The 24,601-nt window shown below is 37.3% G+C and carries 24 protein-coding genes and 1 riboswitch; of the genes, 13 read left to right on the forward strand and 11 right to left on the reverse strand.

Annotated elements, in window-relative coordinates; translation table 11 throughout:
• Window positions 1-90: 90 nt before the first annotated feature.
• The 3 genes from R2Q77_RS07855 to R2Q77_RS07865 all read right to left on the reverse strand — a co-directional run bounded on the left by R2Q77_RS07855 (window position 91) and on the right by R2Q77_RS07865 (window position 2,650).
• Window positions 91-756 (reverse strand): oxidoreductase, encoded by a 666-nt coding sequence (locus tag R2Q77_RS07855; protein ID WP_316803169.1) that lies wholly within the window; start codon window positions 754-756, stop codon window positions 91-93.
• 119 nt (window positions 757-875) lie between these two features.
• Entirely contained in the window at window positions 876-1,559 is a 684-nt protein-coding gene (locus tag R2Q77_RS07860) for a LytTR family DNA-binding domain-containing protein (RefSeq protein ID WP_316803170.1), read from the reverse strand.
• Entirely contained in the window at window positions 1,556-2,650 is a 1,095-nt protein-coding gene (locus tag R2Q77_RS07865) for a sensor histidine kinase (protein WP_316803171.1), read from the reverse strand. Before R2Q77_RS07865 ends, R2Q77_RS07860 begins: the two co-directional genes overlap by 4 nt.
• Window positions 2,651-2,791: 141 nt before the next feature.
• On the opposite strand from R2Q77_RS07865, the gene R2Q77_RS07870 reads away from it, so the two are divergent.
• The gene (locus tag R2Q77_RS07870; RefSeq protein ID WP_316803172.1) at window positions 2,792-4,054 is read left to right on the forward strand and encodes an erythromycin esterase family protein; all 1,263 of its coding nucleotides are present in this window, start codon (window positions 2,792-2,794) and stop codon (window positions 4,052-4,054) included.
• A gap of 30 nt (window positions 4,055-4,084) precedes the next feature.
• Here the strand turns inward: R2Q77_RS07870 and R2Q77_RS07875 are convergent, their stop codons facing one another.
• From R2Q77_RS07875 to R2Q77_RS07905, 7 genes are all read right to left on the reverse strand, one after another.
• Window positions 4,085-4,525 (reverse strand): Fur family transcriptional regulator, encoded by a 441-nt coding sequence (locus R2Q77_RS07875; protein ID WP_316803173.1) that lies wholly within the window; start codon window positions 4,523-4,525, stop codon window positions 4,085-4,087.
• A gap of 19 nt (window positions 4,526-4,544) precedes the next feature.
• Window positions 4,545-4,994: a hypothetical protein gene (locus tag R2Q77_RS07880; RefSeq protein ID WP_316803174.1), complete on the reverse strand. Its 450-nt coding sequence runs from the start codon at window positions 4,992-4,994 to the stop codon at window positions 4,545-4,547.
• On the reverse strand, window positions 4,995-5,438 hold the full coding sequence (locus tag R2Q77_RS07885) for a hypothetical protein (RefSeq protein WP_316803175.1): 444 nt from the start codon (window positions 5,436-5,438) through the stop codon (window positions 4,995-4,997).
• Between the two features lies 1 nt (window position 5,439).
• On the reverse strand, window positions 5,440-6,642 hold the full coding sequence (locus tag R2Q77_RS07890) for an ABC transporter permease (RefSeq protein ID WP_316803176.1): 1,203 nt from the start codon (window positions 6,640-6,642) through the stop codon (window positions 5,440-5,442).
• Window positions 6,642-7,268, reverse strand: a complete 627-nt coding sequence (locus R2Q77_RS07895) for an ABC transporter ATP-binding protein (RefSeq protein WP_316803177.1) — start codon at window positions 7,266-7,268, stop codon at window positions 6,642-6,644. Before R2Q77_RS07895 ends, R2Q77_RS07890 begins: the two co-directional genes overlap by 1 nt.
• Window positions 7,265-7,435, reverse strand: a complete 171-nt coding sequence (locus R2Q77_RS07900; protein WP_316803178.1) for a hypothetical protein — start codon at window positions 7,433-7,435, stop codon at window positions 7,265-7,267. Before R2Q77_RS07900 ends, R2Q77_RS07895 begins: the two co-directional genes overlap by 4 nt.
• A gap of 88 nt (window positions 7,436-7,523) precedes the next feature.
• Entirely contained in the window at window positions 7,524-7,916 is a 393-nt protein-coding gene (locus R2Q77_RS07905) for a MerC domain-containing protein (RefSeq protein WP_316803179.1), read from the reverse strand.
• Window positions 7,917-8,004: 88 nt separating this feature from the next.
• Here R2Q77_RS07905 and R2Q77_RS07910 point away from each other — a divergent pair, with 88 nt between their 5' ends.
• From R2Q77_RS07910 to R2Q77_RS07935, 6 genes are all read left to right on the forward strand, one after another.
• The gene (locus R2Q77_RS07910; protein ID WP_316803180.1) at window positions 8,005-9,204 is read left to right on the forward strand and encodes a GTP-binding protein; all 1,200 of its coding nucleotides are present in this window, start codon (window positions 8,005-8,007) and stop codon (window positions 9,202-9,204) included.
• Window positions 9,205-9,297: 93 nt separating this feature from the next.
• Window positions 9,298-11,754 (forward strand): TonB-dependent receptor, encoded by a 2,457-nt coding sequence (locus R2Q77_RS07915; protein WP_316803181.1) that lies wholly within the window; start codon window positions 9,298-9,300, stop codon window positions 11,752-11,754.
• A 94-nt stretch (window positions 11,755-11,848) separates the two neighbouring features.
• On the forward strand, window positions 11,849-12,289 hold the full coding sequence (locus tag R2Q77_RS07920) for a PaaI family thioesterase (protein ID WP_316803182.1): 441 nt from the start codon (window positions 11,849-11,851) through the stop codon (window positions 12,287-12,289).
• 100 nt (window positions 12,290-12,389) lie between these two features.
• Window positions 12,390-12,632, forward strand: a complete 243-nt coding sequence (locus R2Q77_RS07925; RefSeq protein ID WP_316803183.1) for a hypothetical protein — start codon at window positions 12,390-12,392, stop codon at window positions 12,630-12,632.
• Between the two features lie 190 nt (window positions 12,633-12,822).
• Window positions 12,823-16,008, forward strand: a complete 3,186-nt coding sequence (locus R2Q77_RS07930; RefSeq protein WP_316803184.1) for a SusC/RagA family TonB-linked outer membrane protein — start codon at window positions 12,823-12,825, stop codon at window positions 16,006-16,008.
• Window positions 16,009-16,018: 10 nt separating this feature from the next.
• The gene (locus R2Q77_RS07935; protein ID WP_316803185.1) at window positions 16,019-17,443 is read left to right on the forward strand and encodes a SusD/RagB family nutrient-binding outer membrane lipoprotein; all 1,425 of its coding nucleotides are present in this window, start codon (window positions 16,019-16,021) and stop codon (window positions 17,441-17,443) included.
• A gap of 118 nt (window positions 17,444-17,561) precedes the next feature.
• On the opposite strand, the gene R2Q77_RS07940 is transcribed toward R2Q77_RS07935, so the two are convergent.
• A complete protein-coding gene (locus R2Q77_RS07940; protein ID WP_316803186.1) occupies window positions 17,562-18,833 on the reverse strand; it encodes a nucleoside recognition domain-containing protein in 1,272 nt (423 codons plus the stop codon).
• 301 nt (window positions 18,834-19,134) lie between these two features.
• Window positions 19,135-19,225: riboswitch (TPP riboswitch) on the forward strand.
• A 51-nt stretch (window positions 19,226-19,276) separates the two neighbouring features.
• Between R2Q77_RS07940 and thiS the strand changes: the two genes are divergently transcribed.
• The 6 genes from thiS to thiH all read left to right on the forward strand — a co-directional run bounded on the left by thiS (window position 19,277) and on the right by thiH (window position 24,546).
• On the forward strand, window positions 19,277-19,480 hold the full coding sequence (gene thiS / locus R2Q77_RS07945) for a sulfur carrier protein ThiS (RefSeq protein ID WP_316803187.1): 204 nt from the start codon (window positions 19,277-19,279) through the stop codon (window positions 19,478-19,480).
• A 62-nt stretch (window positions 19,481-19,542) separates the two neighbouring features.
• Window positions 19,543-21,378, forward strand: coding sequence for a phosphomethylpyrimidine synthase ThiC (gene thiC / locus R2Q77_RS07950; protein WP_316803188.1), 1,836 nt, complete (start codon window positions 19,543-19,545; stop codon window positions 21,376-21,378).
• Between the two features lie 68 nt (window positions 21,379-21,446).
• Complete coding sequence (locus R2Q77_RS07955) at window positions 21,447-22,046, forward strand: thiamine phosphate synthase (RefSeq protein ID WP_316803189.1); 600 nt, start codon at window positions 21,447-21,449, stop codon at window positions 22,044-22,046.
• Window positions 22,037-22,693 (forward strand): thiamine phosphate synthase, encoded by a 657-nt coding sequence (locus R2Q77_RS07960; RefSeq protein ID WP_316803190.1) that lies wholly within the window; start codon window positions 22,037-22,039, stop codon window positions 22,691-22,693. Before R2Q77_RS07955 ends, R2Q77_RS07960 begins: the two co-directional genes overlap by 10 nt.
• The gene (locus R2Q77_RS07965) at window positions 22,668-23,444 is read left to right on the forward strand and encodes a thiazole synthase (protein WP_316803191.1); all 777 of its coding nucleotides are present in this window, start codon (window positions 22,668-22,670) and stop codon (window positions 23,442-23,444) included. The genes R2Q77_RS07960 and R2Q77_RS07965 overlap by 26 nt, the downstream gene beginning before the upstream one ends.
• Window positions 23,431-24,546, forward strand: a complete 1,116-nt coding sequence (gene thiH / locus R2Q77_RS07970) for a 2-iminoacetate synthase ThiH (protein WP_316803192.1) — start codon at window positions 23,431-23,433, stop codon at window positions 24,544-24,546. Before R2Q77_RS07965 ends, thiH begins: the two co-directional genes overlap by 14 nt.
• Window positions 24,547-24,601 lie beyond the last annotated feature (55 nt).

The raw sequence follows: 24,601 nt of genomic DNA on the forward strand, positions 1-24,601 counted from the left end.
TTTTATTACTTAAACAAGAATGGATTACTATCCTGTTTAAGGTTGCCGAAAATAATGATGGATTTTGTATTTGAAAGTGGTATTTCAAACTCAGGATTTTTTATGATTCAGATCAGTCATTTCCTGCCAGTGGTAAATTTTTACTTTTTCGGTTTCATTTTTCGCCGCATTTATCATGGCTTTTGCAACTTCGCTGCCATTTATACCCTTGTACTTTTTAAGCGAACCAAATAAAATTGGATTAATAACAGACCAGATGCCCATAAAAACCTTCTCCATCGGTCGGTTTTCAGTTCGGTTTCCCATCAACATAGAGGGGCGAAAGATATGTGTATGGTCAAAGTCGAGCGCAATTATATCAAGCTCAACCTGGCCTTTGGTTTTAATATAAAAAATATTTGAGTGGGCATTTGCACCCACAGCGGTAACCACAAAAACAGATTTAGCACCATTTTCTTTAGCCAATTTGGCTGCTAAAACAGGATAATCGTGGTCTATTTTGTAGTAATCAGCTTCGTTCGGAACATTTTTTTTAGTAGTTCCGAGGGCTATGTAAATTTCGTTGGCAATAATACTTTCTTTTAATTCGGGCAGAGAATTTAAATCGCCAATTAAGGTTTTAAGTTTTGGATTAATTAGGTTTAAATCTTTGCGCACCACAACAGTTACCTGCTCGTAATCGGGGTTGTTTAATAATTCGGTCAGTAAATAAGAACCTATAAAACCACTTGCGCCAAAAATAATTGCCTTTTTCATTTAAAACATTTTTATATTCTATTTCCAATCTTAACAAAAATTAAGGTATAACCGTTTTAACATTTCTAAAGATTACAATAAAGCGTTAATTAAAAGGCTAATTATTAAAGCTTTTAGCCTTATTTACTTAAAAAGTTTAGGAAATCTTTTTTATACATTGGGCCTACGGGTACAAAAAACTGGTTAGACAAAATAATTTTGTCTTCTATAATCCGCTCAACATAGGTTTTGTTGATGATGTATGATCGATGCGACTGCATAAAAAAATCAGGGTTTAAATCTTCCAAAATGCCTTTTAAGGTTCGGTATATTAAAAAGAACTTTTCAGAGGTAAATATTTTTACATAGTCTTTACTGCCTTCAATATAAATAATATCCTGTTGCTTCAGGTTTAATAAACCATCTTTATCCTTAATCAGCAGGTTATTAATATTGCTTGTTGCGGTAAGTTCTGCATTTAAAGGTTTGGCCTTTTGCACAGCTTTAACAAACCTATCGTACGAGAAAGGTTTCAGTAAGTAATCTACAGCATCAAGCTCGTAACTTTCGTAAGCATATTGTTTGTAAGCCGTTGTAAAAATGGTTTTTGGTGTGCTTTTAAGGGCCTTTAAAAAACTGATTCCATTAACAAGCGGCATTTCAATGTCCAAAAAAAGTAAGTCTACAGCGTGGCTCGACAGATATTCAAAGGCTTCAACCGCATTTCTAAAAGAAGCCAGATGTTTAAGCCCGGGCGTTTGACTAATGTAATGTTCCAATACCTGGTGCGCTAAAGGCTCATCATCAACTATTATGCAATTCATTTAAAACCTATAATCAGTTCAGCAATATATTCATTATTGGATTCATTCAGGCGCAGTTGGAACGAACCCGCATAATAGAGTTCCATCCTCTTTTTAAGGTTACTTAAACCAATACCTCCAGGTTTTTTGACTAATAAATTATGTGTTGGCTTTAATAAATCATTTTTAAAGGTAAAAATAATCTGTTTTTCATTTACCATTAAAGCGGCTTCAACAACAGCATCATCCTCCAGTTTATGTTTGCCATGTTTAAAGCAGTTTTCTACAAGTGGTAAAAATAACAGCGGAGGGATCTTAATCGATGGGGATACATCAGGCGCCTGAAAAGTAATTCTTGCCTTAGGGAATTTCTTCTGTTCAAGCTCGAAATAGCCATTTAAAAAATCTATTTCTCCCTGCAAGCCCACTTCTTCCTGGTCGCAATCGTATAAAATATACTGCATCATTTGCGAAAGCAGTAAAATAAAACGCGGTGTATCTTTTGATCCAACCAAACTTAAGCCATACAAACTATTTAAGGTATTAAATAAAAAATGAGGCTGTAATTGGGTTTTAAGCATATTAAGCTGCAAGTTCAGGTTATCGGTTTCAGTTTTATGACGTTGTATTTCATTTTGATAAGAAAAACGTGCCATACCAATGCAGAAAAAAGCAATAAAATCAGTTAAAAGCAAATTAAAACCCCAGTAATTGTAAGCTACACGCAGAAACGAATGTACCACCAAACCCTCAGTAAACCTGGCAAAAATCCAGGAGAAAAAATAGTTGTTAAAAGGTGCAATTAGAAAAAAGTAAACAATAGTACCTATTACCAGCAACAAATATTTTTTACGCTGTAAAAAGAATGGAATTAACCAACGGTAATAAGGAATTATAAACAGGGTAGAGCAAATGCTATACAAACAAATTTCAAGGTAAGGGAAACTGGAATTTAAATTCTTAGGTAAATTATCCTGGTCTAAGTAATAGGAATACTTATACATGGCTACATAAAATAACCAAATTAGAATTTCGAAAACAACAGGAAACGTAATATGCTCTTTTTTTATCACAGCGCTAAAATCGTAATATTTATTGATTGCCAGGTACATGTTTACGACCAAAGCCAGGTTTTACACGACTAAAAAATATGAATGCTTTTTGGTAGCCATGATACCCAAACCGGTCGAAAATTTTAAAAACCTGGCTCTTTTCCACCTTGTTTTGTACATCAATTTAAAAATAAAATAAATATGAAAACTAAAACTACCCTTATTGTTGTGCTTTTATCAGGCTTTTTAAACTTAGCCAATGCGCAAAATAAAAACGAATTAAAGTCTGTTGCTATGGATAATTTTGACTCTTTTAAGCAATCGGTTAAACCGCTCATTGATAAAATGGCTGATAAAAAAATAGTTGGACTTGGAGAAGGTACACATGGCACTGCCGAGTTTTATAAACTTCGTTACTGGATTACCCGGGTGCTGGTAGAGCAAAAGGGTTTTAACTACATTGCTTTTGAAAATGATTATAGCGATAGCTGGATGTTGAATAAAGAACTTGGCAGTAAAGAAGATTTAAATACGTTAATGAAAAAGTATTTATTAAGCATTTGGCAGAATGCCGAAACCAAAGAATTACTAAGCTGGGTTAGAACTTACAACAACACACATAAAAATAAGGTAACCATAGCTGGTGTTGATTATGTATATGCCCTGGCCGATATTAAAATGTTGCAGGATTTATTAAGTGCTGAACCAGCTTTATTAAAAACAATTACAGCATTAAAAATTCCTGCAGCCTACCAGGATGAAGCGTGGGAGGGTATGAACAGCAAAACCTATAAATTTAATGCCGATTCTTTAAATAAAAGCAGTTATGCAGGGTATCTTTTAGCCGAAAAATTAGACCTGGAAATTGGTAAATCTAACTTGCCAGCAAGCTTAAAAAATAATTGCCACATCAGTTTAACAAACATTAAACAGGGTTTTGCACCATTTTACCATTTGATGACTAAAACCGATGAGGCAAGTAGAGATGTAAATATGGCATCAAATGCAAGCCTGTTAATGCAAAATAAGAACGATAAATTAATTATTTGGGCACACGAAGCGCATTTAGCTAAAAAGCCGGTTTACGATGGAGAAGTTGGTGGAATGGGAGGAGAATTGCTTAAAAAATTTCCGGATAATTATTTTGTTCTGGCAACCGGAACGGCAACAGGGACTTTTGCTGCAACCGAAGAAAGAAGAGATACCTATACCAACCCAATGAAAGCCTATCCTTTAGAAAAACCAATAACAAACTCCTGGGAAGAACAGTTTAGCAATACAGGAATACCTGCTTTTTATTTTTATCCTGGTTTGTATAATGCTCAAAATGAAACCAAAGCCTTTCGTATTATTGGCTATATGCCTAAAAGCGGGGCAGATACCTACGATAAAACCAATATGACTGATCATTTTGATGCTTATCTTTTTATAAAAGATACACATGCAGCTACACCTTTAAAATAATACCTGATCCTTGAAAATTATGCTGTGGTGTTAATTAGCCTGTTGCTTACAATCTTTGCAAATTCCAGAAACAATCAGGTTCATACCGTAGACCTCAAAACCAGTTGGCATTTTTAATGCAGGAATTTTCATTTCATCCAGGCAATAAACCTTTAAGCAATTGTTGCAGTTAAAGTGTACATGTTCATCGTGGTGGTTGTGGGCAGTACAAGCGTTGGAGCAAATGGCATAATTTGCCGTACCCTGGTTGTCCAGAATGCGGTGAATGATGCCTTTTTCTTCAAATGTTTTTAAAATACGATATAAAGTAACGCGGTCTATTTCCTTACCGATAATATTTTCAAGATAAGGTTGTGATGTGGCAGAATCGCGGTTAGATAAAACATCAAGCACCTGTAAACGGGCACCGGTTCTTTTTAAACCATTTTTTAATAAAAGATTTTCGTATTTCTGTATTTTAATATTTTCCATAAAGCACTGTAATAAGTTGTTAAATAATTAACGCTGCGTTGGTAATCGAAACCGGAGGCGCATAAGTAGCATTGGTATTGGCCAGTTTCAAAATTCCCTTAACCCTAATGGGTTTATCTGTAAACGCTATTGGCTCGTTCATTTCAACCATAATCATAATCGGAACACCATTTTGTCCGCAAAAATAACACTGGTTAATCGGCAAAGTTGCGAGCAAAAATTTTGCATGTTTTGCTGTGTTTTTAATCGGGATTAAATAGCCCTTTAAATCAAACTCGCTGTTGTTAAATCTTTTAATGGTTTCCCCATAAACAGGCAGCAGTTCGTTTTTATCTGTTAACTCAAATTTAACCGTTCCAATTACATCCCAGTTTAAAGATTTAATCTGATCCGTGGCGTTATGCTTTTTTTGTTGTGCAAAAGCACTCAAACTTACAAAAAGCAATAAAATTGAGGCTAATTTTTTCATTTAAATTTGTTTGGCATCTATTAAAAAAAAGTCAGACCGATTATCTCCGGTATTGTTGATGATAAATTTTCCTTTGATTTTAATTGGTTTATCTGTAAAAGGAATCGCATTTGCCATTTTAACTTCAACCATAGAAGGAATATCGCCCGTACCGCAAAACGGACAAGATTCAATGGGTACAATAGATAACATAAATTCGCTGAATTTCATTCCGGCTTTTGTGGGATAAATATAACCAGGCAACTCAATAATCTTATTGTTCAAAGCCATTAATTCGTTTGGAAAAACACTGATCCATTTAAGCTTTTCTACCTGTTTATCGTACCTTAAACCAATTAAGTTCCAGTTGGTGGTACGTAAATCTTTATGCACTTTTACCTGTGCTTTTATATTAAACTGAGCAGATAATACGATTATAAAAATTAAAGCGAGTTTCTTCATCATTCTATTTTGATAAGGTTTTGGCAATGTCTACCCGGTAAGTTTGTAAAGCAGGGATGATGGCGGCAATAATACCAATGCATAATCCGGCAACGAGCAAATAAATTTCTTCACCAACAAAGTAAATCCCGGTTAGGCGCGCTTGCGATGATTCCTGGTAGGTACCTATAATTTGTAAAGCGACATGTCCGATAAGCAAGCCAACAATGGCCCCAACAAAAGTGATCAGTAAACCTTCCAGCATCACCAGAAAGAAAATTTTCCTTTTCGATGCACCAATGCAACGCATCACGGCCAAATCGTATTTTTTTTCTTTCATTGAATTATAAAGACTGATGAAAACACTTAAAGCAGAAATGGCCATAATTAAAATAGCAAACCATTTTAGGGTATCAATGCCCACACCAATTAAAGAAAATAACCGCGCACTTTCCATAGCAGGAGAGGCTGCCTGCATATTGGTACTTTGATTTACCATTCTTGGAAACAATACAACCGACATTGGTGAGCGGTATTGAATCAGGATAGAAGTAATTTCTTTATTGCTGATCTCCTTATTTCCGGCTGCTTCATGATGATCTTCTTCAGCAGAAGGTTCGTGCATTTTATAAACACTGCCAATATTGGTTAAAACCAGGTTATCCGTTACGTTGCCCTGTGGTGCAAGTATGCCTTTAACGGTATATGCATGTTGTTTATGTTCATCGCTTGAATCATTTAAGCCGTGTGCACCAAAAAAAGTATTGCCAACCTTTAATTTAGACTCTTTCGCCACACTATTGCCAATTGTTACCTCAAGGTCTTTATTCCAAAAACTGCCCGACGCCAGCTTTAATCCATATAAACCAACAAAAGAAGAGTCGGTACCCACAATACGGAAACCGCTGTAATTATCGCCGAGGGCCAAAGGAACCGCCCTTTTAACCATTGGGTTTTGCATCAGTTCGTAAGCATCCTTAGCCGGAATGTTTCCCGTTGGAAAGTCGATGTGGTAAATGCTGCTCAAAATTAGTTGTAGCGGACTTCCTTTCGCACCTACAACTAAATCTATATCCTTTGAATTGCTTTCTAATTTATTGCCAATTTCGGTCGAGGCTAAAAAAAGGATTGATAATATTCCTACACCAAAGGCAACCAAAGCAACATTTAAAAACGTGGTAAGCTTGTTTCTGAGCAGGTTTTTCGCGCTTATTCTAAAAATGTTCATTATAATAAATATTCCTTTTCTATATGGGTTCTTATTCTTGTATCGTGCGTAGCAATAACCAGCGAAGCGCCACTTTCTTTAGCCTGGGTAATTAACATTTCTATAACCAGCTCCGCATTCTTATCATCAAGGCTCGAAGTTGGCTCATCCGCAATTAACAATGTAGGTTTATTAATTAAAGCCCTTGCTACTGATACGCGTTGCAACTGGCCCTGACTAAGCTCATTGGGATGTTTTTTTGCTTTACCACCAAGGCCGAGAGAATCTAAAAGTGAAAAGATTTTACTTTTATCCGCTGATAAACCTGCAAAAGAGCAAGCAATTTCAATATTTTCTGATATCGTTAAACTTTGGATGAGATGGGGCTTTTGAAAAACAATACCGATATGCTGTCCCCTGAATTTGTCCATAGCTTTACTGGAAAGACTATATAAATCTGTTTCATTTATAACAACATTTCCTTGAACAGGTTTTAATAAACCTGATATGCAATTTAAAAGCGTGCTTTTCCCACTGCCCGACGAACCTATTAATAGCCATTGTTCATTATCTTCTATAGTCCAATCAGGGAAATTTAAGATTGGCCCATTGTTGTAACGATGACTAAGCGATTGTACTTTAATCATAATTTTTTCGATGCTTTAACTTTTAGTGCAGGCTGTACCGTAATATTCTTAATAGCATAACGCCTGTAAATTTCTATTCCATCATTTGTACCATGCTTACAAGCCGGGTTCATCATGGAAATAAATGCCAGTGCCGGAATAAATAGAACTTTAATTTTTATCTGCATAATACAAATATATAATCCTTTATTTAATTGCAACAATGTTGTGTTATGAATGATACAATTAGGGTTAAACTTATTTTGAATAGTTGGTTTAATGGGCTTGGTGCTGGCAGGTTTTGGTATACTTTAAATTGATAAAGTGCGCTGCTGCAATAGCAAAGCCTCCAATAGGGATTAAAATAGGTTCTAAAAATTCAACTCCCGAGAAATGACCAAAGCCGATACAAAAGAAACCCGAGATTAAAATAATTACCGGCAAAATTTTATGATGATGGTGTCGGTAAGATTTACTCAACGACCATACACCTAAACCTAATGAAATTGCAATCATGCTAATTTCTATAGTTGGATCGGCTAAAAATTCTAATCCCCATAATGGAAGCAACGTAAGTAAAAAGGGGAGCAGGGCACAATGTATGGCACATGCGGTAGATGCAGTAATGCCCAGTTTATCCAGGTTAAAGGTAATTCTTGTTGATTTCATATAGCTAAAATTTACAGTTGCAAATATAAATGCAATTTTGTTGCATTTAAAGAAATGAATAATATATTTGCAACTTAATTGCATTTGTATGATAAAGAAATTACCGGTAACGGTTTTAAGTGGTTTTTTAGGAAGTGGTAAAACAACATTGCTTAATGCCATTCTTAAAAACAGGGAAGGACTAAAAGTAGCAGTGATTGTAAACGATATGAGTGAAGTGAACATTGATGCTGCATTGGTTAAAAATGAAAACATGCTTTCCAAAACGGAAGAAAAACTGGTCGAAATGAGCAATGGTTGCATTTGCTGTACTTTACGTGAAGATTTAATGATTGAAGTAGAAAAATTAGCCAAAGAAAACCGGTTTGATTATTTACCGATTGAAAGTACAGGCATTTCTGAACCCATTCCTGTTGCACAAACTTTTTCTTTTGTTGATGAAGTTTCGGGCATAGATTTAAGCAGGTTTAGCCAGTTGGATACCATGGTAACTGTGGTAGATGGTTTTAATTTTATGAAAGATTTTGGTACAGCAGAACGCCTGGCCGACCGCCAATTGGTAGATGATACGGCAGATAAGCGAACGATTGTTAACCTGTTGACCGATCAGATTGAATTTGCCAATGTTATTTTGCTCAACAAAATGGATCTGATTTCTACAAACGACGCCAATTTGATTGAAGCCTTAATTAAGAAGTTAAATCCGGCAGCAAAATGCTATAGAACAACTTTTGGCAATGTACAACCAGAATTATTGCTGAATACCGGTTTATTCGATTTTAATTCGGCCGCTGAAGGTGCCGGGTGGAAAAAAGAACTTGAAACGGTTCATCAACCCGAAACTGAAGAATACGGGATAGTTTCTACGGTGTTCAGATCTGAAAAACCTTTCCATCCGCAAAGATTCTGGACTTATTTAAACCACGATTTCCAATCTAATATTATCCGCTCGAAAGGGATTTTCTGGTTAGCTGCCATGCCCGATACGGCCATTAATTTCTCTCAGGCTGGTGGTTCTTTAAGGATTGACCATGCTGGTGTTTGGTGGGCAAGTATGCCTCAGGATGAACGAAATGGCTACAACGATTATTTAGAAAATAAAGAACAAATAATGGAAAAATGGAATGCTGATTTTGGAGACCGGATAAATGAATTGGTATTTATTGGCCAGGAATTAGACATTGAACAATTAAAAAATAATTTAAATTCTTGTTTATTAACGGATAGTGAATTAATTGATTATAAGATAAATAAACATTTCGATAATCCCTTTGCAGGTTTCTTTTAAGAAAATGTATTACGGATTAAATAATTATTATTTGATAAGTTTAAAATTAAATTTAGATTTGTCTAAAAATATATTTAGATTAATATTTAAACTATGAAATCTCTAATCGTCCACCTGGTTTTCTTTTTAACTTTTTTTACGGCCTCTGCTCAAACGGGTTTAATTAAAGGCTTTGTAAAATCTGATACCAAACCAGTAGAAAATATCACGGTTAAAATATTGGGTACTGATAAATCTGCAAAAACGGATTTTTCTGGTCAATATCAAATCAGGAATATCCCAAATGGAAATTATGAACTGTTATTTTCTGGAGTTGGATATCAACCTAAGAGGCAAAAGATAGAAGTAAAGGATGCCGTAACCAGTATAAATGTGACATTAGACCAGGCAGAATCTAACCTGAACGATGTGGTGGTTACTGGTGTTAACCGCGCTACGCAATTGCGTAAAAGTCCTGTTCCTATAGCGGTACTTTCTAAAAAAACAATGGATCAAAATGTAAACACCAATTTAATTGAAGCCATCGTAAAAGGTGTTCCGGGTGTTACAGCGGTTACCACAGGACCAAATGTTTCAAAGCCTTTTATACGCGGTTTGGGTTATAATCGGGTTTTAACATTATATGATGGTTTAAGGCAGGAAGGTCAGCAATGGGGTGATGAGCATGGTATTGAAGTTGATGAATTTGGAATTAGCAGGGCTGAAGTTGTTAAAGGACCTGCCAGCTTAACTTATGGATCAGATGCTTTGGCAGGTGTAATTAATATGATCCCTTTTAATCCGAATTTTGAAAATGGGCGCTTAAAAGGAGATGTAACCATGAATTACCAAAGCAACAATGGCATGGTTGGCTCTTCTGTTGGCTTGGCTTACGTAAAAGACGATTGGAAATACAGTTTTCGCGCAAGCAGTAAAATGGCGCATAGTTACACCAATAAAATAGATGGACCGGTTTACGGCACCGCTTTTAGGGAGTATAATTTTTCGGCAAGTGCCAGGATTGATCAGAAATGGGGCTTTTCTAAAACGGCTGTAACTTACTACGATAATCTGATGGAAATTCCTGATGGAAGCCGTGATTCCGTTAGCCGAAAATTTACCCGTCAGGTTTTAGATGATGGGGATGATATTAAAAACCGGCCTATTGTACCTGAAGCCGAATTGAACAGCTATAAAATTAATCCTTTGCACCAGCACATCCAGCATACGAGGTTTTATAATACCAGTCAGTTTAAATTTGGTAACAGCGATTTAAATTTACTTATTGGAGGGCAGCAAAGCATCAGGCGAGAATTTAACCATCCAACCATAGCAAAGCAAGCAGGTTTATACGTAGTATTAAATACGCTGAATTATGATTTGAAGTATAATCTTCCCGATTGCTCCGGAATAGAAAGTACTGTGGGCATTAATGGGATGTATCAGGCCAACAGAAGTAAAAATGCCACTGATTTCCCAATTCCTGATTATAATTTGTTTGATGTTGGCGCATTCTACTTTGCTAAAAAAACCTTTGGAAAGGTTGATGTTTCCGGAGGGATAAGGGTGGATAGAAGAAATATTAAATGGAATGATTTTTACGTTGGCAATAACCCTGAAACCGGTTTCGAGAGAAAAGTAACTGCGGGTACACCAAATGCCAATCTTCAATTTCCAGCGTTTGGCAAAAATTACTACGGCGTTTCGGGTAGTATGGGTTTAACATACAATGTTTCCGAAAAATTGCTGATTAAAGCCAATATTGCAAGAGGCTACAGGGCACCTAATATAACTGAAATTGGTTCAAATGGCTTAGATCCCGGTGCTCACATTGTGTATTTAGGAAACCGGACTTTTAAACCTGAGTTTAACCTGCAGCAGGATATAGGTATTATTGCTTACCTAAAGGATGCAGATGTTAGTTTGGAGTTTTTTAACAACAACATTCAAAACTACATTTATCAATCACGGCTAAGCGATGCCAATGGAAATCCGGTCGTAATTGTTCCCGGAAATCTTACCTATCAATACCAACAGTCGAAAGCCAGGCTTTACGGTGCTGAAATTAGTGTGAACCTGCATCCGTCAGGTATAAAATGGCTAACCTTTAATAACAGTATGGCTTATGTAGTTGGTTTAAATAAAAATGAAGAATTGCTGGCAAAACATGGTCGAAATGCTCGCTATCTGCCTTTTATTCCACCGTTGCAAGTCAGAACAGAACTTAAGGCAACTGCCCCATCTGCTATTGGTATTTTTAATAAACCTTATATAAAGGTAGATGCAGCTATTTTTGCGGATCAGAACCGGTTTTATGCACTTGATCATACCGAAACCTTTACCAGTGGTTATACTTTGTTAAATGCGGGTATAGGATCATCTATTCAAAATGGCTCCGGAAAAACTTTATTTGATGTTTTTATTCAATGCGATAATATTTTAAATTCAGCATACCAATCGGCTTTAAACAGACTTAAATATTTCGAATATTATGAATCCTCGCCCAATGGGCGTTCAGGAATTTACAATATGGGCCGGAACCTGAGCTTTAAAGTAATTGTTCCATTTTAACAGTTATGGAGTAATTAGAAACAGGTTGTCTAAATGAATTCTTCATTTTTCTTCTTTCCTCTAAACTTCTTTCATTTTATTTATATTTACCTGTATGGAAGAATCATTAAGTGAAAAGCGGTTAAACATATTAAGACAGTCAATAGGAGAGGTTATTAAGGCATCGCCATCAAACTTTATGAACTGGCTGGCACCTGTAATGATTAAAGCCGAAAACGGAGTTTTAGTTTGTCGCTATACCATTCGTAAAGAAATGACAAATCCGTATGGAATTTTGCATGGCGGGGTAACGGCAGGTATTATAGACGATTTAATTGGCGCTACGGTTTATACAATGGGTTTAAATGATCGTTATACAACAGTTAATAATTACATAGACTATTTTGCCCCTGCAAGTGAAGGCGATGAGATTGTTGCCGAAACCGCTATTGTAAAACGTGGGAAAACCATATTAAATTTGCAGTGCGAGATATTTTTGCCGGCAAAAAAACGTTTAATAGCTAAAGGCTATTCCAATATGTTAAACATAGGTTAAGCTAATATTTAAAATCGTCAAATTATTTATTAATTCCTTTAAATTAACAAAACATTCTCATAAAGATATTGTTGTAGTTTTACTTAAAACCCTATGAGCCATGTTAACCAATTATTCAACCCTTCAATTTATTGTTAGAGGCAAAACCTTTAAAGGTTTTTGCATGAGAATCCAGGATGATTTCCACGAAACATATGCAGTTGTATTAGATGGCTATCATTCATTTTGCATCTGGCTCGATGATAAGTCGTCGCAATGGTGTGCATCCAAGCATGTAGCCATAGAGCGCGATGCAATTGATGAAATTATCAATAGAATTTCCCTTCCGCAGCAAACTTCTTAGTTGAGCTGTAGCAATATTGTTGCAGAGTAGGTATCCGGTTTCGGTTTGCGGGTTTATGCTGTATCCTGCCGTTTTTTAACCTGTTTTTTGCGTATTTGCCTTTCCCAGTGCTATTTTAGTGAATAATGATTTAGTTAAAATTTGTATTTTAACAGGAACTTAACAAATCCGGAAACAAAATCTAATCATTATGAACAGAAAATCTTTACTAATTTTATTAGGGATTTTGACCTGCTATGTGGTTTCCTATGCTCAAACTACTGTAAAGGGCAAGGTTACCGACGATAACAAGGTTGGAATACCCGGTGTTAGTGTATTGCTAAAAGGGAGTACCACAGGAACTTCTACAAACGGAGATGGTACTTACAGCATCACCATTCCTTCCAATGCGGGTACACTGGTTTTTAAATCAATAGGTTTTACCAGCCAGGAAGCGGTTATCGGCAGCCGAACCCAAATTGATATTCAATTGAGCGCCGATGCAGAAAACCTATCAGAAGTAGTGGTTACAGCTTTAGGAATTAAGCGTTCACAAAAGTCTATTGGTTATGCTACCCAGCAGGTTAACGGAGATAACCTAACATTAACCAAAGAACAAAATGTTATTGGTTCCTTAGCCGGCAAGGTAGCAGGCGTGCAGGTAACAGGTTCTTCGGGAGCCAGCATGGGCGGAACGCAAAAAATTAAAATAAGAGGTGTAAATGCCATTGATGGTAGCGGACAGCCTTTAATGGTAATTGATGGTACGCCAACCAGTCAGGATAATTTTAGTGGCACTGCAAATGGTGTAGATTATGGAAATGTTTCTCAGGATATTAACCCCGAGGATATTGAAAGCATAAATGTATTAAAAGGCCCTGCAGCATCTGCCCTGTATGGTATAAGAGGCCAGTACGGTGTAATTTTAATTACCACTAAAAAAGGAATAAAGGGCCCAAAGAATGTTAGTGTTAGTTTAAACTCTGCGTTCTCTATTGAAAAAGTTGGAAATTTTCTTCCACTTCAGAATACTTATGGAGTAGGTAATAATCAAACCTTTTTAACCCTTGCTAACGGGCAAAAATATATTAATGGAAATGATGAAAGCTGGGGCCCGGCCATGGATGGTACGCCGGTAAGGATGTATTACAGTTTTTATCCGCAAGATCCTCAGTTTGGACAGCTTACCCCATTTGTTCCACAGCCAGATAACATTAAAGATTTTTACGAAACGGGTTACAACCTCAACAATGGTGTTTCACTAACAGGTGGCAGTGAAAATATGAATTACAGGATGGGGTATACCAATGCCTATATTAATGGTACGTATCCAAATACCTGGCTAAAACGTAATAATTTAAGTTTGAGTGCTTCGCTTGATGTAACCAAAAAATTTACTGTTGGGGCCAATGTAAACTATGCCAATAATAAAGGGCAGCGTCCTACACAGGGGTATCAAGGTTCTTTTACAGGTGCTTCACAATGGTTTCAACGAAATATCGACATTAACCGGTTAAGGGATTATCAGTATGCAGATGGAACCATTTTAAACTGGAATGTAAACCCAAATACCACAACCGGAATTATAACCAATAACCGGCCGAGCGATTGGAATAATCCTTTCTTTGATGCTTATGAAGTTTTAAACAACGACAGTAGAGACCGCCTATTTGGTGATGTAAATGCATCATATCAAGTATTACCAGAATTAAAGTTGAGTGGTTTTGTACGTTCTGATATGTATACGCAAAGCATTACCCATAAAGAAGGATTAGGTGGTAGACTGGTAGATGGCTATCAAATTGGTAAATATCAGAATACAGAGAATAACTACGAATTTTTAGGGCAATACAATAAAACCTTTAGCGATCTTTCGGTGAATGTAAATGTAGGGGCAAATTTATATACGCTCGATTATTCGGGCCAATATCAGGCTACAGTTGGCGGATTATCCAGTCCGGGTTGGTATTCGGCCGCAGCTTCTGTAGATCGCCCGGTCAGTAATTCTGAAATCAAGAAAAAACAAATCAGAAGTGTTTATGCAATGGGCTCTTTCGGATACAAGGATATTTACTTCTTAGATGCCTCCATCCGGAATGATGTTTCTTCGGCTTTGCCTGATAATAATAACTCTTACTGGTATCCATCGGTTTCGGGAAGCTTTTTGTTTAGCGAACTTACCAAATGGAAAGCACTATCTTTTGGTAAGGTAAGGGCAAGTTTTGCCGTTGCCGGATCTGATTTAAAAGTATACCAAACCACTAATACTTTTGGCCCGGGCACCAGTTATAATGCTGCAACAGGTGCAATAAATACCATTTTGGTTCCTGATAAACTTAAAAATCCTTTTATAAAACCATCTTTTGCAAACTCCTTTGAACTTGGTTTAGATTTAAAATTCCTGAAAAACAGAATTGGTGCAGAAATCACTTATTATTCGCAGAAAAATAAAGACCAGATTTTAGATTTATCAGTTTCTGGCGCCAGTGGGTATGATCAATACGTAATTAATGCTGGCTTAATTCAAAATAAAGGTGTTGAATTATCCTTAACAAGCCGCCCGGTTCAATCTAAATTATTTACCTGGGACGCGACATTTAATTTTGCCCGTAACAAAAACAAAATTATAGAATTGTATCCTGGTATTCCTGTACTGCAAAACGACGTTGCCAACTATTCCAGTCAGAATATCTACCTGAATTCAACAGAAGGACAATCATTTGGTAATTTAGTAGGGCCAGGATATAAAATAGATGCAGCAACAGGCAAAGTTTTGTTAGGAACCGATAATATGCCTTTGTTTGATGCCGCAAAAGATTTCGGGAGTGTATTGCCTCAATTTACTGGCGGTTTGCAAAATACGTTCAGGATTGGAAATTTTACACTTGCTGCAATGATTGATTTTCAAAAAGGTGGACAGTTTTTCAGTTGGTCAAAAATGCTTTCAGCCAAATCTGGTCAGGCTGCAGAAACAGCCGCAATAAATGATAAAGGTTTTAATGTACGCGATCCTTTAACCAGTGGCGGTGGATTTAAAATAAACGGTATTTCTCAGGCAACAGGACAAGAGGTAACCGCTTATGTAGATGCAAGAACTTATTACCGTACAAATTTGGGCACCCGCATTTACGATGAATGGATTTATTCGGCTTCTTATATTAAGTTACGCGAAGTAAGTTTAGGGTATAATTTAAGCTCAAAATTATTGACTAAAACCCCTTTTAAAGCGGCTAAATTTGCTGTAATTGCCCGTAACCCGGTTATGATTTGGCAAAAAGCACCAAAAGGATTGGATCCTTCTGAACTTTCTTCGGGTAGTGCAGACATTAGCTGGATAGAAAAAGGAGAATTGCAAACGGTAAGATCTTTCGGCTTTAACTTAAGCCTAACCTTTTAATTTTAAGCATATGAAAATTACATATAAAAACATATATATCGCGCTTTTAACAATTTCTGTATTAGGTGCTTGTAAAAAGTTTGATGATTCGGTAACAATTGACCCTAACAATCCAACCAAAGCAGGTACACAACTTATTGCCAATGCAGAATTATCTTTACCGGGCTTAAGTTCATCGCCTTACGGAGTACATTATCCTCAGTATTTATCCAATACTTCCTTTTCGGATAACAGTAGGTATGTAACCATTAATTTTAATTTTTATTCTTTGTATAATGGACCTTTAATCAATTTAGAAACGGTAATTAACAGTAAAACATTGGATGCCAATGAAGGCCCGGTGGTCAACCAGATTGCGGTTGCTAAAATTTTAAAAGCTTATTTCTTTTGGCATATGACAGATAGGTGGGGCGATATTCCTTACACAGATGCTTTAAAAGGAAATGAAAATTTTATCCCAAAATATGATAAACAACAGGCTATTTACAACAGTTTGTTTACTTTACTTGATGAGGCCAACGCAGCGATGATTTCTGGCAACATAAAAAACGATATTATTTATGGAGGAGACGTTGCCAAATGGAAGAGAGCAGGTAATACAATACACGCACTGATGGCTTTAAGACTTTCTAAAATTGATCCTGCAAAAGGTGGTGTGGAATTTAACAAGGCGGTGGCAAACGGTATGATGACAGATAATACGGATAACCTTACTTTTCAGCATTTGGCTAACGCAACTAACGAAAATTACTGGTACAATTCATTTACTACTTTAGGTAGAAACTGGTTTGCCGTAAGTAAACCAGTAGTTGATTATATGCAACCTTTAAACGATCCTCGCTTACCAGTTTATGCGAATAAAAATACAGCAGGCAATTATGTTGGTTTGGATTATGGTTTGCCTGGGTCGGTTACGGTAGTCATTAACAATTATTCTTTATTGGGTTCTGGTTTAAGACAGCAAAATTCTCCTGTTGCTTTGGTTACCTATGCACAATCGCTGTTTGCGATGGCAGAAGCTGCAAAAATTACCTGGATTAATGGGGGAGATGCAGTCGCAAAAGCAAATTATGATAGAGCAATAGAATACTCAATCCGTCAGTGGAAAAGTAACGACGTTAGCGGATTAGCCACTTACATGGCCAACGCCGATGTAGCTTATGACCCAACAGATGCATTAAGAAAAATTGGCAACCAGCGGTGGATTCACTTGTTTTTGCATGGTTATGAAGGCTGGGCAGAATGGAGAAGAACGGGTTTCCCTAACTTTATTAGTCCTGCGCCAAATAATAATGGTGCTCAAATTCCAAGAAGAGAAGGTTATCCAACACAAGAAAGATCTTTAAATGCAGCCAATTATAAGGCTGCTGTTGCAGGTTTTCCTTATGGAGGGGCCGATGATTTAAATGCAAGGATTTGGTGGGATAAACCATAACCAGGTTATGCTAAAAAAAACCCTGTTCATATTTTGGACAGGGATTTTTTTTTGATGTTTACAAGTTCTTATTTCCAATAAAGCACTTGAAAATCATGCAGCCGAGTTCTTTTCCTGGTTATCCAAAAAATAAATAACAAAGACCAATTGCGGTACAAACACCAACTAAATCTGCAAGTAGCATGGAACCGATGGCGTATCTTGTGTTTTTAACGCTAACCGATCCGAAATATACCGCTATCACATAAAAAGTGGTATCAGATGCACCTTGAAATATTCCGGAAAGCCTGCTTGCGAATGAATCTGCGCCATAAGTTTCCATAGTGCTTACCATCATTCCTCTGGCAGCACCGCCACTTAAAGGCCTGATTAATGCCGTTGGCAGGCCTTCAACAAATCTTGTATCGGCACCCATCCAGGCGAAGAAAGTTTTTATTCCACTAATTACAACATCAAATGTTCCACTGGTGCGTAACATACTAATGGCAACCAGCATACCTACCAGGTAGGGAATAATTTTTATAGCCGTATCGAAACCGTTTTTTGCCCCCTCAATAAAAGCATCAAAAACATCAATTTTCTTATACAGGGCACCTATAATTATTAAAAGAAAAACCAGCAAAATTAAGCCATTACTTAATACACCAGAAAAAGATTTTATGCCCTCCGCATTTAACGATGTAATGTATAAAACCAAGCCGGCTATAATGATGGATAAGCCTAAAATCCAGCCAATTACAACGGGTTGCAGTAAGTTTATTTTTTGTTTAAAGGAAACAATAAGCATGGCTGCAATCGTACCTACAAAAGTTACAATTAAGCAGGGGATAAAAATATCTGTAGGATTACTTGCATTTTGCGATGCACGAATGGCAATAACACTAACGGGAATTAAATTAAGCCCTGCAGCGTGAAGACACAGGAACATAATTTGCGAATTGGACGCAGTATCTTTGCTTGGATTTAATTCCTGCAAACTTTCCATTGCTTTTAACCCGAAAGGCGTAGCCGCATTATCCAAACCCAACAGGTTGGCAGAAAAGTTCATAATCATATGCCCCATAGAAGGGTGGCCCTTTGGGATTTCAGGAAAAAGCTTAGAAAAAAATGGTCCAACAATTCTGGATAATAAACGGATACCACCTGCTTTTTCTGCAATACTCATTAAGCCCATAAATAAGGCCAGTATACCCACCAGTTTAAAGCAAAGCTCTACCGATACCCAGCAGGTTTGGATTATCCCATCTAACTTTAAAGGATTTGCGGCATCATCAGCTTTGCCAATAACCATCCAGTTAAAAAGATCGGTTTGCCCGAAGAAAAAACACTTAATACCCGCTACTACTATAGCAACAATAATAAATGCTGACCAAATTCTACTTAATGCCATTGGGGTTGTTTAGTTATGTTGATTTTGAACCCGCAAAATACCATTTTAAAATAAAAAATGAATGTTCAGTATTAAAATAAAAGCTTTGCTTATTCTTTCCTTTGCAGCGTTTAAAAAAGATTTATTTATTTTCAAATTAGTAACATTTAAGGTAACATTCCACTTTCTGAAAATCAAATAGTCATCAAAATATCAGTCAATTTTTTATTTATATAACCATTTTAATTGGTTGATATATAGTTATTAGTGTTTTTTTATTTATTTATTTAAAAATGTAAGGCAAAATTTTATATATGTTTGTAATCAACTTTAGGGGTGCCATTGCGGCTGAGATTATACCCTACGAACCTGATGCAGTTAGTACTGCCGAAGGGAAAAGTAGAACATACTTCTGTGTGCGTTTTTGCGCCCATTCCTAAAGTTATATTTAATTTTTATACGGAATGGAAATTACATTTAACAAGCAAAAACAGTCGGTTGAGGCACAAACCTCGGTTCAAAGTTTACTTAAAGAAAAATTTGGTGATAAGCAAAATGGAATTGCTGTAGCCATTAACCAAAACATTGTACCCAAAAAACTCTGGGTTACATACGTGTTACAGCCAAATGATCAGGTTTTAGTAATTACCGCCACTCAGGGCGGGTAACCTTTATCTGCTTTCCATAGCTAATGCATCATTGAATCAACCACCAAGAAAACACAACCAGTATGAAAAAGAATGAAAATACCCCGGAACAGGCCATCATTTCCTGCGCACCATTTACAGGCTCAAAGAAAATTTATCTGAACGGAACACTGTTTCCTCAAATTAAGGTAGCTATGCGATCAGTATCACTGTCGGATACCAAGCTAAGTAATGGCGGAACAGAACAAAACGCTGCGGTTACCATTTACGATACCAGCGGAGCCTATACCGATGAAAATATTAAAACAGATATAAAGAAAGGCTTGCCACGTTTGCGCGAGCAGTGGATATTGGATCGCAACGATGTAGATCAGCTAAATTCAGTTTCATCTGCGTACGGAAGAGAAAGGAAGGAAGATGATACATTAAATCACCTTCGTTTTGAACATGTGAAAAATCCGTTGAAGGCAAAAAACGGCAAAACCGTTACACAATTACATTACGCCAAAATGGGTGTCATCACACCCGAAATGGAATATATTGCCATCAGGGAAAATCAGCGTAATATCGAATTGGATTTAAATTCGGCTATAAACCACCAACATCCAGGGTACAGTTTTGGTGCAAACACCCCCAAAAATCACATCACTCCAGAATTTGTAAGGAATGAAATTGCACTGGGACGAGCTATTATCCCAGCCAATATCAATCACCCTGAGTTGGAACCTATGATTATTGGACGAAACTTCCTGGTTAAAATTAATGCAAACATTGGCAATTCAGCTATAAGTTCTTCCATTGACGAAGAGGTAGAAAAAGCCGTTTGGGCCTGCCGCTGGGGAGCGGATAACATTATGGATTTATCTACAGGTAAAAATATCCACGAAACACGCGAATGGGTTATCAGAAATTCTCCTGTCCCTATTGGTACGGTTCCAATTTACCAGGCGCTTGAAAAGGTGAATGGCAAAGCCGAAGATTTAACCTGGGAGATTTTTAAGGATACCATTATTGAGCAGGCCGAGCAAGGTGTTGATTATTTTACCATTCACGCTGGCGTATTGCTGCGGTATATTCCTTTAACGGCCAAACGTTTAACAGGTATTGTATCACGCGGTGGATCAATTATGGCCAAGTGGTGCCTGGCACACCATAAGGAAAATTTCCTTTACACACATTTTGAAGAGCTTTGCCTGATTATGAAACAATATGATGTCTCATTTTCACTTGGTGATGGTTTGCGTCCGGGTTGTATTGCGGACGCAAATGATGAAGCCCAGTTTTCTGAATTAAAAACACAGGGAGAATTAAATCGTATTGCCTGGAAACATGATGTGCAGGTGATGAACGAGGGCCCCGGACATATTCCAATGCATTTAATTAAGGAGAATATGGAAAAACAACTTGAGTATTGCGCAGAAGCGCCTTTTTATACTTTAGGTCCGCTAACAACTGATATTGCTCCTGGCTATGACCACATTACGTCTGCCATTGGCGCTGCAATGATTGGCTGGTACGGTACCGCCATGCTTTGTTACGTAACACCAAAGGAGCATTTAGGCTTACCGAATAAAAAAGATGTTAAGGATGGTGTAATTACCTATAAAATTGCCGCACATGCAGCCGATTTAGCTAAAGGACACCCGGGCGCGCAATACCGCGACAATGCCTTAAGTAAAGCCCGTTTTGAATTTCGCTGGGAAGACCAGTTTAATCTTTCTTTAGATCCGGATACAGCGCGCGAATTTCATGATGAAACCCTGCCAGCTGATGGCGCTAAGATTGCACATTTCTGCTCTATGTGCGGACCAAAATTCTGTTCGATGAAAATTACGCAGGAAATCAGGGATATGGCAGAACAGGGAATGCTGGAACAGGCAACTTTTTTTACAGAAAAAGGTAGTGAAATTTATCTGTAGAATACATAAATATCATGAAGAAGCAATCCTATTTTATAAGGTCCATTATTTTATAATTTCAATAACAGATGCTGGTTGTAATTTCAAATCCTGTTCAAATTGAAGAAGAAGCCCGGTACATTAATGGCCTGTTTAAGGCTGGTTTGCAGTTTTTTCACCTCCGTAAGCCAGGATGTTCAATAAAGGAAACAGAATATTTGCTCGATTGTATTGACCGGGAGCATCATTCGAAAATTGCATTGCACCAGCATCATCAAATATCAGATAAACGAGGAATAAAGCGACTGCATTTTACGGAACACTTAAGAAAAGAAACCAATCCTAAAATGCTAAGCCGGTATGCAGACGAGGGCTTTATATTATCTACTTCTATACACCATATGGAAGCCTATAATACATTGCATCATTCTTTCAGTTATTGCTTTATTGGGCCATTATTTAATTCAATTTCCAAAATTAATTATCAGGCAAATTCTAAGTTAATGCGGATAGTTCAAAAAGAAACCAGCAATAACCCTAAACGGATCGCCATTGGTGGCATAGATGGTTCTAAAATAACGGAAGTAAAAGCTTTAGGTTATGGCGGAGCGGCAATTCTTGGTGCCATTTGGAGCAAGCCTGCGCAGTCAGTTTCAACATTTAAAAAAATACAGGATTTATGGATTTAAGTCATTATCATAAACTACAATACATTTCACAAGGCGATACTGTAGCCATCCAAGCCAGAAATATTAATGCCGCGCTTGATGCAGGGTGCAAATGGATTCAGGTTAGGTTTAAAAATGCAGATCAGGCACAGGTTTTAGCTTTAATAGACGTTGTAAAGCCCCTTTGTATAAGTTATGCAGCTATTTTAATTATTAACGACTATCCCGAATTGGCTAAAATAACTGATGTTGATGGGGTACACCTGGGTTTGGATGACCTTGGTATTAAACAGGCAAGGGAAATTTTAGGCAAGCATAAAATCATTGGCGGTACGGCAAATACAATACACGATGTAAAACAAAGAGTTTTTGAGGGCTGCAATTATATCGGTTTAGGTCCGCTTCGCTTTACACCTACAAAAGTTAAGCTCAGTCCGGTTTTAGGATTTGAAGGCTACAAAAATATTATTGATGAGCTAAAAAACATCGATGCAGAAATTCCGCTGTATGCAATAGGCGGACTAACGCTGAATGATATTCCGGCACTTATGGACATTGGAATTTATGGAGCTGCTGTATCCGGAGTGATTACCGCACACCCAAATAAACAACAACTAATTCAAGCATTTAATGAAGCCTTATATGAAAAAGTTAACTATAGCCGATAAAACGTTCTCCTCGAGGTTGTTTTTAGGAACGGGTAAGTTTGGCTCGGCTACCCAAATGGAAGAAGCCGTTTTAGCATCCGGGTCTGAACTGGTCACGGTTGCCCTTAAACGCATTGATTTAGAAACGGAAACGGATGATTTATTGCAGCATTTGCAGGGACCATCCATCAATTTATTGCCCAATACTTCAGGGGTCCGCAATGCAAAAGAGGCGGTGTTTGCAGCTCAATTGGCGCGCGAAGCTTTAGAAACCAACTGGGTAAAGCTTGAAATCCATCCCGATCCCCGGTATTTGTTACCCGACCCAATTGAAACGCTTAAAGCCACCGAGGAATTGGCGAAACTGGGTTTTGTAGTATTGCCTTACATTCACGCAGATCCGGTTTTATGTAAAAGACTTGAAAATGCTGGTACAGCTGCAGTTATGCCTTTGGGGTCGCCCATTGGAAGCAATAAAGGATTGAAAACTATTGATTTTCTGGAAATTATTTTGGAGCAGAGTAATGTTCCTGTTGTTGTTGATGCAGGTATAGGTGCACCTTCTGATGCCGCTTTAGCGATGGAATTGGGGGCTGATGCAGTGCTGGTAAATACAGCCATTGCCATTGCGGGCAATCCGGTTGCCATGGCCTTAGCATTTAAATTGGCCGTTGAGGCCGGCAGGTTGGCCTATGAAAGTAAAATGGGCGCAAAAGTTAAGTTTGGAATGGCTACAAGCCCTTTAACCCAATTTTTAGATGACGAATTTTAAAGAGGTATTTGATCAGTTTGGCTGGGATGAAGTTAAAATATCCATCCTGAATAAAAAAAAGGAAGATGTTGAAACGGCCCTCGCAAAATCTAAAAGAAATCTTGAGGATTTTAAAGCGCTGATTTCTCCTGCAGCACAGCCTTACCTGGAACAAATGGCCCAGTTGAGCCATCAAATTACCCAAAAACGTTTTGGTAAAACCATTCAAATGTTTGCACCTATGTATTTAAGTAATGAGTGCAATAATATTTGTACGTATTGCGGCTTTAGTATGGAGCACGGCATTAAAAGAAAAACGTTATCGGGAGCCGAAATTCTGCAGGAAATTAACGTAATTAAAAAACTGGGCTTTGATCATGTTTTGCTGGTTACCGGCGAGGCAAACCATACAGTACATGTGGATTATTTTTTGGAAGCCTTAAAAGTTATTAAACCTCATTTTTCTAATGTATCGATAGAGGTGCAGCCTTTAGATCAGCCTGAATATGAGGTGTTACAGCAGGCAGGCGTAAATGCGGTAATGGTTTACCAGGAAACCTACCACCGAGAAAAGTATAAGGACTATCATCCGAAAGGTAAAAAATCTAATTTTTATTACCGTTTAGATACGCCAGATCGTATTGGTAAAGCCAAAATGCATAAAATAGGCTTAGGGGTATTATTGGGGCTTGAAGACTGGCGGACGGATTCCTTTTTCTGTGCTTTACATTTAGAATACTTGCAGAAAAATTATTGGCAAACTAAATATTCGGTCGCTTTCCCAAGGATTAGGCCAGCCGAAGGCGTTGATATTTCTAATTATTCTATTCAGGATAAGGAATTGGTGCAACTCATTTGTGCTTACCGATTATTTAACGAAGAGGTTGAAATCTCAATTTCTACCCGCGAAACGGAAATCTTCAGGGATAACTTAATTAAACTGGGGGTTACAACCATGAGTGCAGGTTCCAAAACAAATCCTGGTGGTTACTGTGCCGATGAACAATCGCTAGCCCAGTTCGAAATTAGTGATGAAAGAAAACCCTATGAATTTGAAAAGGTAATTACTGAAAAAGGTTATACCGCAGTTTGGAAAGACTGGGATAAAACTTTTAATGATTGAATGATCGAATGGGTTTAATTGTTTCAGCGTTACTCATTATTGCCTTCAAAATTAA

The organism is Pedobacter nototheniae, assembly GCF_032678625.1.
Taxonomy (GTDB): Bacteria; Bacteroidota; Bacteroidia; order Sphingobacteriales; family Sphingobacteriaceae; genus Pedobacter; species Pedobacter nototheniae_A.

Coding starts and splice junctions, on each gene's coding strand:
- R2Q77_RS07855 (WP_316803169.1), bottom strand. CDS start 756: ATGAAAAAGGCAATTATTTTTGGCGCAAGTGGTTTTATAGGTTCTTAT.
- R2Q77_RS07860 (WP_316803170.1), bottom strand. CDS start 1,559: ATGAATTGCATAATAGTTGATGATGAGCCTTTAGCGCACCAGGTATTG.
- R2Q77_RS07865 (WP_316803171.1), bottom strand. CDS start 2,650: ATGTACCTGGCAATCAATAAATATTACGATTTTAGCGCTGTGATAAAA.
- R2Q77_RS07870 (WP_316803172.1), top strand. CDS start 2,792: ATGAAAACTAAAACTACCCTTATTGTTGTGCTTTTATCAGGCTTTTTA.
- R2Q77_RS07875 (WP_316803173.1), bottom strand. CDS start 4,525: ATGGAAAATATTAAAATACAGAAATACGAAAATCTTTTATTAAAAAAT.
- R2Q77_RS07880 (WP_316803174.1), bottom strand. CDS start 4,994: ATGAAAAAATTAGCCTCAATTTTATTGCTTTTTGTAAGTTTGAGTGCT.
- R2Q77_RS07885 (WP_316803175.1), bottom strand. CDS start 5,438: ATGATGAAGAAACTCGCTTTAATTTTTATAATCGTATTATCTGCTCAG.
- R2Q77_RS07890 (WP_316803176.1), bottom strand. CDS start 6,642: ATGAACATTTTTAGAATAAGCGCGAAAAACCTGCTCAGAAACAAGCTT.
- R2Q77_RS07895 (WP_316803177.1), bottom strand. CDS start 7,268: ATGATTAAAGTACAATCGCTTAGTCATCGTTACAACAATGGGCCAATC.
- R2Q77_RS07900 (WP_316803178.1), bottom strand. CDS start 7,435: ATGCAGATAAAAATTAAAGTTCTATTTATTCCGGCACTGGCATTTATT.
- R2Q77_RS07905 (WP_316803179.1), bottom strand. CDS start 7,916: ATGAAATCAACAAGAATTACCTTTAACCTGGATAAACTGGGCATTACT.
- R2Q77_RS07910 (WP_316803180.1), top strand. CDS start 8,005: ATGATAAAGAAATTACCGGTAACGGTTTTAAGTGGTTTTTTAGGAAGT.
- R2Q77_RS07915 (WP_316803181.1), top strand. CDS start 9,298: ATGAAATCTCTAATCGTCCACCTGGTTTTCTTTTTAACTTTTTTTACG.
- R2Q77_RS07920 (WP_316803182.1), top strand. CDS start 11,849: ATGGAAGAATCATTAAGTGAAAAGCGGTTAAACATATTAAGACAGTCA.
- R2Q77_RS07925 (WP_316803183.1), top strand. CDS start 12,390: ATGTTAACCAATTATTCAACCCTTCAATTTATTGTTAGAGGCAAAACC.
- R2Q77_RS07930 (WP_316803184.1), top strand. CDS start 12,823: ATGAACAGAAAATCTTTACTAATTTTATTAGGGATTTTGACCTGCTAT.
- R2Q77_RS07935 (WP_316803185.1), top strand. CDS start 16,019: ATGAAAATTACATATAAAAACATATATATCGCGCTTTTAACAATTTCT.
- R2Q77_RS07940 (WP_316803186.1), bottom strand. CDS start 18,833: ATGGCATTAAGTAGAATTTGGTCAGCATTTATTATTGTTGCTATAGTA.
- thiS (WP_316803187.1), top strand. CDS start 19,277: ATGGAAATTACATTTAACAAGCAAAAACAGTCGGTTGAGGCACAAACC.
- thiC (WP_316803188.1), top strand. CDS start 19,543: ATGAAAAAGAATGAAAATACCCCGGAACAGGCCATCATTTCCTGCGCA.
- R2Q77_RS07955 (WP_316803189.1), top strand. CDS start 21,447: ATGCTGGTTGTAATTTCAAATCCTGTTCAAATTGAAGAAGAAGCCCGG.
- R2Q77_RS07960 (WP_316803190.1), top strand. CDS start 22,037: ATGGATTTAAGTCATTATCATAAACTACAATACATTTCACAAGGCGAT.
- R2Q77_RS07965 (WP_316803191.1), top strand. CDS start 22,668: ATGAAAAAGTTAACTATAGCCGATAAAACGTTCTCCTCGAGGTTGTTT.
- thiH (WP_316803192.1), top strand. CDS start 23,431: ATGACGAATTTTAAAGAGGTATTTGATCAGTTTGGCTGGGATGAAGTT.